5 protein-coding genes are annotated in these 13,315 nt (G+C 75.2%); all 5 read right to left on the reverse strand.

Annotated features, from left to right (window positions below):
• Nucleotides 1-19: 19 nt before the first annotated feature.
• The 5 genes from P8A18_RS28845 to P8A18_RS28865 all read right to left on the reverse strand — a co-directional run bounded on the left by P8A18_RS28845 (nucleotide 20) and on the right by P8A18_RS28865 (nucleotide 13,293).
• A complete protein-coding gene (locus P8A18_RS28845; protein ID WP_306059195.1) occupies nucleotides 20-1,333 on the reverse strand; it encodes a methylaspartate mutase in 1,314 nt (437 codons plus the stop codon).
• Nucleotides 1,330-1,743, reverse strand: a complete 414-nt coding sequence (locus P8A18_RS28850) for a cobalamin B12-binding domain-containing protein (protein WP_306059197.1) — start codon at nucleotides 1,741-1,743, stop codon at nucleotides 1,330-1,332. The genes P8A18_RS28845 and P8A18_RS28850 overlap by 4 nt, the downstream gene beginning before the upstream one ends.
• A gap of 210 nt (nucleotides 1,744-1,953) precedes the next feature.
• A complete protein-coding gene (locus P8A18_RS28855; RefSeq protein WP_018554569.1) occupies nucleotides 1,954-2,169 on the reverse strand; it encodes an MbtH family protein in 216 nt (71 codons plus the stop codon).
• Nucleotides 2,166-9,314: a non-ribosomal peptide synthetase gene (locus P8A18_RS28860; protein ID WP_306059199.1), complete on the reverse strand. Its 7,149-nt coding sequence runs from the start codon at nucleotides 9,312-9,314 to the stop codon at nucleotides 2,166-2,168. The genes P8A18_RS28855 and P8A18_RS28860 overlap by 4 nt, the downstream gene beginning before the upstream one ends.
• 178 nt (nucleotides 9,315-9,492) lie before the next feature.
• Complete coding sequence (locus P8A18_RS28865; protein WP_306059201.1) at nucleotides 9,493-13,293, reverse strand: condensation domain-containing protein; 3,801 nt, start codon at nucleotides 13,291-13,293, stop codon at nucleotides 9,493-9,495.
• Nucleotides 13,294-13,315 lie beyond the last annotated feature (22 nt).

Genomic DNA, 13,315 nt, shown 5'->3' on the forward strand with positions numbered 1-13,315 from the left:
GGTGGGGCCGGGGAGGTGGTCAGGCGGTCGGGCGGGTCGTCAGGCGGTCGGGCGGCCGGGCGGCCACGGGGCCGGACGGCTCGCGGTCGTAGCGGACGGCCATGTGGTGGAGTGCGGTGAGCAGGCCGTCCGCCGTGAGCCGCGCGGAGTCGGCCGGGGCGTCGGGGCGGATCGGCATCGCCCCGGTGTCCGACCAGCGCAGCCGCCCGTCGGCGCCGATGACGCTGCGGGAACGCCCGGCGTTGTCGGGGTGCAGGCAGAACGGCACGTCGAGCAGCCCGCGGGCGAAGGCGGCCGGCAGGGCGCGGGCCAGATCGGAGTGCAGGCCGAGGACGGCCTCCACCAGGGCGCGGGCCTGCGCGTAGACCTCGCCCCCGCACGCGCGGACCGCCGGGGCGGGCGGCGGTCCGGCGAGCGCGGCGGCCGCCGCGGCGGTCTCCAGCGCGCGGACGTTCTCGTCGACGGTGGGGATACGGCGGGACTCGGCGGTCGTCTTGACGAGGAGCCGCTGCGCCCCGGACCGCACGGCGAGCCGGGCGGACGCTTCGAGCAGGCGGGTCGCGCCGTGCTCGGTACGCGGGTAGACGCCCATGTATGTGTAGAGGACGACATGGTGGTCCACGCCCGCCGGCAGCAGTTCACCGGCCAGCCGGCGCAGCGCCCGTACGGCCTCCTCGTCCTGGCCCGGGTCGGTCTGCTGCGCGTAGCTCAACGAGACGCTGCGCAGGCCGTGCTGGGCGAAGAACAGGCACTCCAGCACGCTCATCGCGACGAGCAGGGCGGGCGGGCAGAGCTGGCCGAGCAGGCAGCCGCCGAAGCTCTCCAGATGCGGGACGGAGCCGGGGCGCGCGCTCGCGGCGAGCAGCTCGCAGCCCTCGGCCCAGGCCGCGACGGACTCCCGCAGCGGGGTGCGGCCGTAGGGCAGGCAGTAGGAGACGGGCCCGCCCTCGGTCGCGTCGAGACCGGCCGCGACCAGGGCCCGGACGATGGGCTGCGGACGGGCGGAGCCGTGGCGGACCTGGACGGGGAAGTCGGCGTCGTGCAGGCCGTCGAGCAGGGCGCGGGTGACGGCGAGGGGGTGGGTGGCGATGGGGTAGCCGTTGAGCCGGGTGCCCTCGTCGAGCGCGCCGCGCGCCCCGGCGAGATCACCGACGCGGGTGTAGCTGTCGATGGTGAGGGTGCCGACGGTCGTGGCGGTGGCGGCCCTGGTCCGCTCCAGGCCGGTGCGCATGGCGCCCGGATCGCCGAAGCCCATGCGGGGCTGGACGACCAGCCGGCCGGCGGCGGCCGAGTCCGCGACGAACGCGCCGAACGGGCGCGGGGCGCTGCTCATGCCACCACCCGGGCACGGGCCGAGAGGAAGGCGCACAGGGTCTCCAGATCGCCGGCGCCGTCACCGAGCACGGCATCGCAGCCCGCCTCGCGCAACCGGTCCGCGCCGGCCTCCCCGGAACGGCCCGCGACGCCGAGCTTGCCGCCGACGGCCACCGGCAGGGCGGCGAGATCCGGCTCGGCGCGCAGCCGGCGCACCGCGGCGAGCGCGTCCCGGTAACCATGGCCGTTGACGCTGCTGAGCACGACCACGTCGGGGGCATGCCGGCGACAGGCGGCCGTGAGCAGACCGGGACTCACACAGGGGCCCAGCGCGACGACGTCGTGTCCCCGCTCCTCCAGGAACAGCCCGAGATACACGAGGTTCCAGGTGTGGGAGTCCGAAGCAGTTCCGCTCAGGAGTATCTTCATGCCTTCGATCATATTTTTCCGGACGGTTCACGGGCGGAAGTCGAGCGGCAGTAACGGGCGGCAGTTTCCGGCCGGCAATTCACCCGGGATCAGGGTCCGGAAACCTTTTCCGGCCCAGTCCGTCCACCCTTTTCGGATTCCGCTCCGAGGCATACGAAAAGGCCGCGCCCCGCAGGAGCTGCGGGGCACGGCACAGGGTGGGGGAGGGCGTCAGGCGTACTGGGCGACCAGGCTCCGGGGGCGGATGTCGGTCCAGTTGGCGGTGATGTACTCCAGCGCCGCGGAGCGGTCACCCGCCCCCCACACGCTGGTCCAGCCGGCCGGGATATCGGCGAAGTCCGGCCACAGGGCGTGCTGGCCCTCGTCGTTCACCACGACGTGGAAGGAGCCCTCGGAATTGTCGAAGGGGTTCACGGTGTCGCTCATGAATAACTCCTCGTTTCGTTTTCCCGCAGGCTCTTGTCCTGCAGTGCGGAGAGTTTCTCCGCGATGATTCTTCCGATGTGTGCGAGAGGTTCTTCCTCGGCCATCCGCAGATGACTCGATTCCACGGTGTGGTTCTCGACCATTCCGTCCAGGAACGGATTCCAGGTGGCGGCCAGCGCGCCTTCCGGTTCGCCGGGCCTGCGGGCCGTGAAGAAGACCGCGTCCGTCTCGGCGACGCCGGGGGTGTGCCGGGCCATGAGGGCCGCGTGGGTCTCCGAGGCGCGCAGCACGGCCCGGATCTCCTCGGTGCTGAAGCCGCCGAGCACGGGGTCCTCACGGCGTACGCGCTCCACCGCCGCCGGCAGGTCCTCCTCGGGGAGTGTCCCGGAGGCCGGCCGCTCCTCGGGCGGCAGGACCGACACGCTGCCCGGTCCGGTCTGGTGCACGTCCATCAGCGCCAGCAGCTCGACCCGCTGACCGGCCGCGCGCAGCCGTACGGCCATGGTGTGGGCGACGATCCCGCCGAAGGACCAGCCGAGCAGCCGGTAGGGGCCCCAGGGCTGGACCTGCCGGATGTGCTCCAGGTAGTCGTCGGCCATCTCCTCGACGGTGCGCGGACGGTGGCCGGGCTCACTGAGCGCGCGCGCCTGGAGGGCGTACAGCGGCTGGTCGTCGCCGAGATGGCGGGCGAGACCGGCGTAGGACCAGCCGACCCCGGTGCCGGGGTGCACGCAGAACAGCGGGCGCCGCGCACCACGGGCGCTCAGCGGGAGCAGGACGCCCATGGCACCGGCCGTGCCGTCGTGGTCGTGCGAGCCGAGCAGCCCGGCCGGGGTGGGCGAGCGGAACAGGTCGCGGACGGACCGGTCGACGCCCAGCACCGACCGCACCCGGCTGACCAGGCGCACACCGAGCAGCGAGTGACCGCCCAGCGCGAAGAAGTTGTCGTCGAGACCGACCGCCGGCACGCCCAGGATCTCCGCGAACAGCCCGCACAGCACCTCCTCCCGGGCATTGCGCGGCGCCCGGTGGGACACGGCCGGCCGGTCCGGCGCGGGCAGCGCCCGGCGGTCCGGCTTGCCGTTGACGGTCAGCGGCAGGGCGTCCAGGACGACGACCGCCGACGGCACCAGATGCCCGGGGAGCGCCGCACGGGCCAGGGTGAGCAGTTCCGCCTCGGTGACCGCGCTCCCGGCGCGCGGCACCACGTAACCGACGAGGCTCCGCTCGCCCGGCCGGTCCTCCCGGACCACGGCGAGGGCCTGGCCGACAGCGGGGTGGGCGGCGAGCGCGTGCTCCACCTCGCCGGGCTCGATCCGCACACCGCGCAGCTTGATCTGCCCGTCCGCCCTTCCCAGGAACCGCAGTTCGCCCCCGGGCGTCCACACCGCACGGTCGCCCGTGCGGTACATGCGGCTGCCGTCCGCCTCGAACGGGTCGGGCACGAACCGTTCGGCGGTCAGGTCGGGGCGCCCGATGTAGCCGCGCGCCACGTGCGAGCCGGCGATGTACAGCTCGCCGGGCACCCCCGGGGCGACGGGCCGCAGCGCCTCGTCCAGGACGTGGCTGCGGGTGTTGTCCATCGGCCGGCCCAGATGCAGCCCCGCTCCGTCCAGGGCGCTCCGGCCGCCGGTGAGCCACTGGTTGTGGGAGGCGAACGTCGTCTCGGTGGGGCCGTAGGAGTGGACCAGGACGGTGTCCGGGCAGTGCGTCAGGACCCGTTGGGCGGCGGCGGGTGCGGCGACGTCGCCGCCCGTCCACACCTCGCGCAGCAGCCGGAGCGTGTCCAGCGCCTCGTCGGCCATCACATGGAACAGGCCCACGGTGAAGTAGGCGGCGGTGACGCCGTGCTCCCGGACCGTACGGCCGGTCTCGGCGAGGTCGGTGCCGTCGCCCGGCATGATCACCAGGCTGCCGCCGTTCAGGAGCGGCACCCACATCTCGAAGACGGACGCGTCGAACCCGGTCGCGGAGTGGACCAGCATCCGCCGGGGACCGCCCGCCGCCGTGTCGCGGTCGGCGGCGAGTTCCGTCACGTTGCGGTGGGTGACGCCGACACCCTTGGGGCGCCCGGTCGACCCGGACGTGAACATCACGTACATCAGGTCGTCCCCGCCTGCCGCCACGTCCGCGTCCCCCGCCGTCGCGGCCCGCTGGGCGGGCGCGTCGACCAGGAGGACCGGCGGGCCCCCAGGCCGTGCCGCCGCCTGTGCGTGCCCGGCGACCGTGGCGACGAGCCGTGCCCCCGCGTCCTCGGTCATCAGCCGGACGCGGGCCGCGGGCAGCGCCGGGTCCAGCGGAAGGTAGGCGGCGCCGCACTTGAGGACGGCTAGCGCCGTCACCACCAGCCCCACCCCGCGCTCCAGCAGCACCCCCACGGTGTCGCCCCGGCGCACCCCCGCCGCTCGCAGCCGGGCGGCCAGCGCGCCGGCACGGGCGTCGAGTTCGCCGTAGCCGACGGTCTCCCCGTCGGTGATCAGGGCGGGCAGTTCCGGGGTGAGCGCGGCCCGGCGGGCGATGGCCTCGTGGACGGTGGCCCGGTCGCGCGTCACGGTCGCCGTGTCGTTGTACTCCGCGACCAGCCGGAACCGTTCACCGTCGGTGAGCAGGTCCACCGCGCCGATCCGTACCCCCGGGTCGGCCGCGGCGGCGCGCAGCAACCGCTCGATGTGCGCGGCGAGCAGGGCGGCCGTCCCGGTGTCGAACAGGTCGGTGGCGTATTCGAGTCCGCCCGCCAGACCGGCCGGCCGCCCCGCCTCGTCCAGCCGCTCCGTCAGGGCGAGGGTGAGGTCGAACTTGGTGGACAGGGACTCCAGGGGGGCCGGCTCGGCGCGCAGCACCGGCCCTTCGGCGGCGGGCGCGGTGTAGTCGTGGTGGAGCTGTACGACGAACTGGGCCAGCGGGTGGTGGGCGGTGGAGCGGACCGGGTTGAGGTGTTCGACGATCCGGTCGAAGGGCAGGCCCTGGTGGGCGTAGGCGGCGAGGTCGGTGTCGCGTACCCGTTCCAGCAGCTCGGTGAACGCCGGGTCGCCGGAGGTGTCGGTGCGCAGGACGAGCGTGTTGACGAAGAAGCCGACCAGATCGCTCAGGGCCTCGTCGTCGCGGCCCGCCGTCATGGTCGCCAGCGGCAGATCGGTGCCGGCGCCGTGCCGGGTGAGGACGGCGGCCAGGGCGGCCTGCACCACCATGAGCAGCGTGGCACCGCTGCGCCGGGCCAGCTCCTCCAGCGCCCGGTGGGTGGCGGCGTCGACGGTGAGCGGCGCGTGGCCGCCGCGGTGGGTGGCCTCGGCGGGGCGCGGCCGGGCGGCGGGCAGTTCGAGGACGGGCGGGGCGCCGGCGAGAGCCCGCTCCCAGAAGGCCAGGTGGTCCCGCGCCGCCGGTCCGTCCAGCAGCTCCCGCTGCCACAGCGTGTAGTCGGCGTACTGGACGGGAAGCGGCCGCCACCCCGGTACGCGGCCCTCGGCGCGGGCGGCGTAGGCGGTGGTGAGGTCGGCCAGGAGCGGACCGGTCGACCAGCCGTCGGCGGCGATGTGGTGGACGAGCAGGACGAGCATCTGGCCGCCGCCGTCGTCCGGGGTGAGCAGGGCCGCCCGCAGCGGGATCTCCTCGGCCAGGTCGAAGACATGACCGGCGGCCGACGCCACGGCGGCCCGGAACCCCTCGGCCGGCACGGTGCGGACATCGAGCACGGGCCGCGCGGCGGCCAGGACCTCCTGGTGCGGCTCCCCGTCGACCGACCGGTAGCGGGTACGCAGCACCTCGTGGCGCGACGCCAGGTCGGCGAGCGCGCGGGCGAGGACATCGGCGTCCAGGGGCACGGCCGGGCGCAGCACCAGCGGGATGTTGTAGGAGGCGCTGGGCCCTTCGAGCGCGTCGATGAACCAGAGCCGGCGCTGCGCGAAGGAGAGCGGGAGCCGGTCGGGCCGGTCGGTGCGGGCGGTGAGCGCGGGCGGCGCACCGGGGTCCGCGCCCTCGGCGGCCCGTGCGTCCGCGATGCGGCGGGCGAGGGCGGCCGGGGTCGGGGCGAGCAGCAGATCGCGCACATGGACGTCGGCCCCCAGGCGGGCCCGGATGCGGTTGGCGAGGCGCACCCCGCTCATGGAGTGCCCGCCGATCGTGAAGAACCCCTCGTGCGGGCCGACCCGGTCGATGCCCAGGATCTCCGCGAACATCTCCCGCAGGGTGTCGACGTGCTCCGCGTCCGCCCCGTCCCCGGTGGGTGCGGCCGCCCCGGCGTCGGCGGCCTGCCGGGCGGCGAGAGCCGCGGTGCGCGTACGCCGCTCGTCCAGGGACCCGCGCTCGTCGGCCCCGAGCAGCGCCGTGTCGGTGACGGGTGCGGCGGGCCGGTCGGCGGCCGTCCGCAGGGCCCGTTCCAGGGCGCCCAGGAGAAGGCGCGCGGTCTCCTCGTCGAGGACGTCGCGCGCGTACTCCAGACCGAGTTCCAGACCGGCGGGGGTGCCGTCGGCCTCCCGGTGCTCCACGCACGCGGCCGTGAGGTCGAACTTGGTCGTCGCGGGGGCGTCCGCCGTGAACCGGCCGGTCAGGCCGCCGAAGGCGAAGGGGGCGCCGGCGGGGGCGGCGGTGCGCAGCGTGAGCATCGTCTGGAAGAGCGGGTGCACCCCGGGCGTGCGCGGCGGGTTCAGGTGCTCCACCAGGAGGTCGAAGGGGAGGCCCTGGTGGGTGTAGGCGGCGAGGTCGGTGTCGCGTACCCGTTCCAGCAGCTCGGTGAACGCCGGGTCGCCGGAGGTGTCGGTCGGCAGGACCAGGGTGTTGACGAAGAACCCGACCAGGGCGCCGAGCGCTTCGTCGTCCCGGCCCGCCACCGGGGTCCCGAGGGCCACCCGGTCCCCGCAGCCTGCCGCGCGCAGGGCCAGCGCGAGGGCCGCCTGAAGGACCATCAGCATGCTCGCGCCGTGTGCGTCGGCGAGCCGGGCCAGGCGGGTGTGCGCCGCCGGCCCGAGGCGGGTGGTGACCAGGCCGCCGCGGTGGTCCGGCACGGCGGGACGGGGGCGGTCCAGCGGCAGGTCGGTGACCGGGGGCAGCCCGGCGAGCGCGTCGCGCCAGTGGGCGAGGCCGTGCGAGACCGCCGCTTCCGGGTCGTCAAAGGTGCCGAGGACCTCGTTCTGCCAGAGGGTGTAGTCGGCGTACTGGACGGGAAGCGGCTCCTGCTCGGGCGTACGGCCGTCGGCACGGGCGGCGTAGGCGGCGGCCAGGTCGTTCATCAGCGGGGCCAGGGACCAGCCGTCGCCCGCCACATGGTGGAGCAGCACCGCCAGCACGGCCGCCGGACCGTCACCCGCCTCGCCCTCGGGCACGAACAGCGCGACCCGCAGCGGAAGTTCCCGCGACAGGTCGAAGGTCTCGGCCGTGAACTCCGCCACCCGGTCCCGCAGTTCAGCGACCGGGCACCCGACGGTCCGGGCGCGCACCACGGTCGGGGCCAGGACGTGCTGGTAGGGCTCCTCCTCCGGGGCGAGGAAGACCGTACGCAGCACCTCGTGGCGCTCCACGAGGTCGGTGACGGCGGCGGCCAGCGCCGCACGGTCCGGCACACCGTCCAGCTCCAGCACGATCGGCATGTTGTACGCGCAGGACGGGCCGTCGAGCTGGTCGAGCAGCCACAGCCGCCGCTGCGCGTGGGAGAGCGGCACCCGGTCGTCGGCGGGCAGCGGCTCCTCGTGGACGACCGGCAGGCGCGGGTCGGTGGTCCGCAGCGCCTTGCGGTTGATCTTCCCGGAGCTGGTACGGGGCAGGGCGGCGACGATGCCGACAGCGGCCGGCACAGCGGCGGCGGGCATGCGCTCGCGGACCAGGGCGCGCAGTTCCTCGGCGCCGACACCGCCCTCGGTGACGACGAACGCGACGAGCCGTTTGACGCCGTCGGGGTCCGGCTGGGCGACGACGGCGGCCTCGCGGACCTTGGGGTGACCGGACAGGACGGAGTCGACGGCGGCCGGGTCGATGCGCTGCCCGCCGATCTTCACCTCGTCGTCGAGCCGGCCGTGGTAGAGGATCTGCCGGTCCCCGCCGATCTCCACCAGGTCCCCGGTGCGGTAGGCGCGCTCGCCGTCGAGCTCCGTGAAGCGGCGGGCGTTCAGCTCCGGGTTGTTCAGGTAGCCCCGGGACAGGCCGCCGCCGAGCAGCCACAGCTCACCGGAGACCACGGCGGCGCGGACCCCGGGCAGCGGCCGGCCGATGGGGACGGGCCCCCCGGCGTGGCGGGTGAGGTCGGCGACCGTGGCGACCACCGTGGTCTCGGTCGGCCCGTACGCGTTGAGCAGCCGCACCCGCTCCCCGGTCAGCTCCCGCCACTGGGCGACCCGCTCGGGCAGCGCCGCCTCCCCGTAGATGATCACCGTGTCCAGGCAGTCGGGCAGCCGGACCGAGCCGGTGGTCAGGACGTGGACCAGCTCGTGCCAGTAGGCGGCCGGCAGGTCGAGCAGGGTGATCCCGTGGCGTGCGCAGCCGGCGAGCAGATCGCGTACGTCCAGCATGTCGTCCGTGCGCAGGACCAGGGTGCCGCCGGCGCCGAGGGTGGCGAACACCTCCTGCACGCTGGCGTCGAAGTGCAGCGGCGAGAACTGCAGGACACGGGAGTCGGGGCCGATGCCGTACGCGGGGGTGGCGCCCGCGATGAAGTGCGCGAGCGAGTCGTGGGCGACGACCACGCCGTTGGGGGTGCCGGTCGACCCGGACGTGTAGATGACGTAGGCGGCGCCGGCCGGTGCGCCGGGGCCGGGCAGGACGAGTTCGCCGCCGCGGGCCACCTCGGCGGGCGTGGGCGCCAGGTCGCCGCAGCCCGCCTTGAGGATGGCCTCGTTCCGGGCGTCGGGGGCCTGGATGTCGAGCGGAAGGTAGGCGGCACCCGTGGCGAGGACGGCGAGGAGACCGACGACGGCGTCGATCCCGCGCGGCCGGTGCAGGGCCACCAGGCGCCCCGGTGCGGCCCCTTCGGCGGCCAGCGCGCGGGCCCGCTCCCGCACGGCGCCGGCGAGCCCGCCGTACGTCAGGCGGGTGTCGTCGTGGACCAGGGCAACCGCGTCGGGCCGGGTACGCGCCTGGTGGGCGATGAGATCGAGCACCGGAGGGGCGGGCGAGGGAGAGGGACCGCCGTCCAGCAGGTCTTCCGTTCCGATGGGGGGCATCCTGGGCTTTCCTTCTGTCGAGGCGAGAGACCGGGGCGAACGGTTCCTCTCGCCTCCGTGCCTTCACGCTAGGGGCCCAGGACCTCCCCCCACGGCAGTCGGCCCGGCAGCTCCGAGCGGCAGAAAGCGGGGGCGCGGAGCTGCCGCTCCGCGCCCCCGCCCCCCGTCAGCCCCGCCGTCAGCCCCGGCGGGCGCCCGCCCGGGTGCGGCGGCGCAGCTTCGGTGCCGGCCCGGCGCTCTCCGGCTCGATCCCGTCGGCGACGGCACCGGCCAGACGCTGCGAGAGGGTGGCCGCCGTCGGATTGCGGAACACGTCGCGCAGGGTGAGGTCCTGCCCGAACTCGCTGCGGATGCGGTTCAGCAACCGCACCGCCAGCAGCGAATGGCCCCCGGACTTGAAGAAGTTGTCGTCCGCCCCGATGTCCCGGCCGCCCAGCACATCGCGGAAGAGACCCAGCAGCCGGCCATCGGTACCCGGCCTCGGCGCGGGCGCGTCCTCCTCCGGAAGGACGGCCGGGTCCTCGCCGGGTCCCGGCAGCCAGGCCGTCCGCACCACCCGGGCCGGCGCCAGGTACTCGGGGAGCCGCTCGGCCGCCCAGGCGCGCAGCGCGCTCTCGGCGGGCGGCGTGCCCGGGGCGCAGGTGACGAGGGCGAGCAGCCGTCCTTCGCGGACGAGGGCGCGCGCGCCGGTCACCGCCGGGTGCCGGGTCAGGACGCCCTCGACATGGCCGGGCTCGACCGGGTAGCCGTTGACGGTCTGCGTGGCGACGGGCCGCAGAGCGCCGTCCGCGTCCCGGTAGGCGCGCCGCCCCGTGGCCCGCAGCCCGCCGCCGGCGGCCGGCTCGTGCACCTCGCCCGGCACGCGGACGGGGGTGCGGCGCCCCTGTGCGTCGAGGACGGCCTCCCGGCCGCCGTCACCGGACGCGGCCGGACCCAACCGCAGCGCGGAGAGCGGTGCTTCGGGGTCGGCGGCGAACGCGTCGAGGGTCTCGGCGAGGCGCCGCGTCAGCAGGCGGGCGGTGTCCGCGTCGTACAGCGCGGTGGCGTACTCCAGGACGCCCCGCAGCCCGGTCCGCGACCCGTCGGGGCCGACGGTCTCGGTGAGCGCGAAGGTGAGGTCCGACTTGGCGCCGGCGCCCCGGAAGGCCAGCGGCTCGCCGTCCAGCGCCGACGGGGCGGCCGACGCCCCGCCCGCCTCCGCCGCGTGCACCTGGAGCATCACCTGCACGAGCGGGGCGTGCGCGGTCGACCGGTGCGGGCTCAGGTGCTCGACCAGCCGGTCGAACGGCAGGTCCTGGTGGCTGTACGCGGCCAGGCCCGTGTCGCGGACCCGGCGCACCAGCTCCGTGAAGGCGGGGTCGCCCGAGGTGTCGGTGCGCAGCACCAGCGTGTTGACGAAGAACCCGACGAGCGGATGCAGCGCCTCGTCGGCCCGGCCGGCGACCGTGGTCCCGATCGCCAGGTCGTCGCCCGCGCCGTGCCGGCTGAGCAGGGCGGCGAGCGCGGCCTGCACCACCATGAACAGGGTGACCCCGCCGCGCCGCGCACACCCCAGCAGCGCCCGGTGGGTCTCGGCGCTCACCTCGAACGGGGCGAGCGCGCCCCGGCCGTCCGGCTCGGGGCCGCGCGGCCGGTCGGTGGGCAGCGCGAGCAGCGGCGGCATCCCGTCGAGCGCGGTGCGCCAGTACGCGAGCTGCTCGGCGGCGACGCCCTGCTCACCGTCGAGCAGTTCGTGCTGCCAGAGGGTGTAGTCGGCGTACTGGACGGGAAGCGGCTGCCACCCGGGGGCCCGGCCCTCGGCGCGGGCCGCGTAGGCGGCGGCGAGATCGGCGAGGAGGCAGCCGGTGGACCAGCCGTCCCCGGCGATGTGGTGCACCAGCAGGACCATCACCTGGTCGCCGCCGCTGTCCTCCAGGAGCCAGGCCCGGAAGGGGATCTCGGCGGCGAGGTCGAAGACATGACCGGCCGCCGCGTCCACGGCGGCGCGCAACTCCTCCGGCCCGTCCGTCCGCACCATCTCCAGCACCGGCTCGGCGTGACCGAGCACCTCCTGGTACGGCTCCCCGTCCGCCGACCTGTGCAGCGTGCGCAGCACCTCGTGCCGGCGTACGACATCGCCGAGGGCGGCGGCGAAGGCGGCCCGGCCGACCGGGCGGCGCAGCCGGGTCACCACCGGGATGTTGTAGGTGGCGCTCGGACCTTCCAACTGGCCTACGAACCAGAGCCGTTGCTGCGCCGCGGAGAGCGGGAGCCGGGTCGGCCGCAGGGCGGCGGGCACCGGACGCAGCGGCGGCCGTACGGCCGCTTCGCCCTGCTCGTCCAGCCGGCGCAGCAGCCGGGCCGGGGTGGGGGCCAGGAAGACATCGCGGATGGCGGCCTGGACGCCCAGCGCCTTGCGGATGCGGTTGGTGAGCTTCCCGGCGAGCAGGGAGTGCCCGCCCAGCTTGAAGAAGCTGTCGTCGGGCCCCGCCTCGTCGCGCCCCAGGACCTCGGCGAACAGGCCGCGAAGGATCTCCTCGCGGGGATCGGCCGCCGAGCGGGTGCGCGCGTCCTTGCCGTCCCGCGGATCGCCCGGGGTGGCGGCGCTCCGCTGCTCGGCCCGGGTCAGGGCCTCGTGGCGGCGGTCGAGGGCCTCGCGTTCCGAGGCGGAGAGCAGACCGGTCCGGCTCAGCGGTGTGCCGGCCGGCTGCTCGGCGTAGGCGGTCAACGCCCGTTGGAACAGGGCGAGGAGCAGGTGCGCGGTCTCCTCGTCGTACAGGTCGGTCGCGTACTGGAGGCCGAGCAGTATCCCGTCGGGTTCGCCGTCGGGGCGGTACGTCTCGGCACAGTTGAAGCTGAGGTCGAACTTGGCGGTGGCCAGGTCCGCGGCGTCCAGGGTGCCGGATACGGCACCGAGCCGGCAGGTGGTGTCCTGTGCGGTCTGCGTGGTCAGCATCACCTGGAAGAAGGGGTGCAGTCCGAGCGACCGTTCCGGGTCGAGATCCTCGACCAGCAGGTCGAACGGCAGGTCCTCGTGGGACATGGCGGCCAGGTCCCGTTCGCGGACCTGGTCCAGGAGCGTGCCGAGGTCCGGGTCGGCGGACAGATCGGCGCGCAGCGCGAGGGAGTTGACGAAGAATCCGACGAGGTCGTGCAGATCCTCCTCGGGCCGGCCCGCGACCGGCGTCCCCACCACCACGTCCGCCTGCGCCCCGGCCGCCCGCAGGGCGGCACAGAGGGCCGCCCGCGCGGTCATGAAGAACGTGGCGCGGTGGGCGCGGGCGGTGCCGGCGAGCGCCTTGTGGGCGTCGGCACCGAGGCGGGTGGTGACCAGGGCGCCCCGGTGGCTGGGCTCGACGGGGCGCGGGCGGTCGGCGGGCAGCCGGGTCGCGGCCGGTACGCCGTCCAGCGCCGCCCGCCAGTGGGCGAGCTGTTCATGGGCCGTGCTGTCGGGATCGCCGGGGTCTCCGAGCATGTCCCGCTGCCACAGCGCGTAGTCCGCGTACTGGACGGGCAGTGGTTCCCATCCGGGGGCGCGGCCCTCGGTCCGGGCCCGGTAGGCCCGGTCGAGGTCGTTGAGCAGGCAGCCGACGGACCAGCCGTCGGTGGCGATGTGGTGCACGAGCAGGACCAGCACGGCGGTCCCGTCGCCCACGGTGAACAACCGGGCCCGCAGCGGCAGGTCACGGGTGACGTCGAAGGGGTGGCGCACGAAGGCGGTGACCCGCGCGTCCACCTCGTCGCCGGGGGCGCACTCCTCGGTCTCCAGCCGCACGCCGGGATCGCCGACGATGTGCTGGTACGGCTCCCCGTCCACGGACCGGTAGACCGTACGGAGCACCTCGTGGCGCTCCACCACGTCACGCACCGCCGCCTCCAGGGCCGGCCGGTCGGGCATCGCGTCGAGCCGCAGCACGACGGGCGCGTTGTAGGCGGCCGACGCGCCTTCGAGGCGGTTCAGGAACCACAGCCGGTGCTGCGCGTACGAGAGGGGGATCACGGTTGCTGCTCCTCGGGAAGGA

It is taken from the genome of Streptomyces sp. Mut1 (genome assembly GCF_030719295.1).
GTDB classification, from domain to species: Bacteria; Actinomycetota; Actinomycetes; order Streptomycetales; family Streptomycetaceae; genus Streptomyces; species Streptomyces castrisilvae.

Coding starts and splice junctions, on each gene's coding strand:
- P8A18_RS28845 (WP_306059195.1), bottom strand. CDS start 1,333: ATGAGCAGCGCCCCGCGCCCGTTCGGCGCGTTCGTCGCGGACTCGGCC.
- P8A18_RS28850 (WP_306059197.1), bottom strand. CDS start 1,743: ATGAAGATACTCCTGAGCGGAACTGCTTCGGACTCCCACACCTGGAAC.
- P8A18_RS28855 (WP_018554569.1), bottom strand. CDS start 2,169: ATGAGCGACACCGTGAACCCCTTCGACAATTCCGAGGGCTCCTTCCAC.
- P8A18_RS28860 (WP_306059199.1), bottom strand. CDS start 9,314: ATGCCCCCCATCGGAACGGAAGACCTGCTGGACGGCGGTCCCTCTCCC.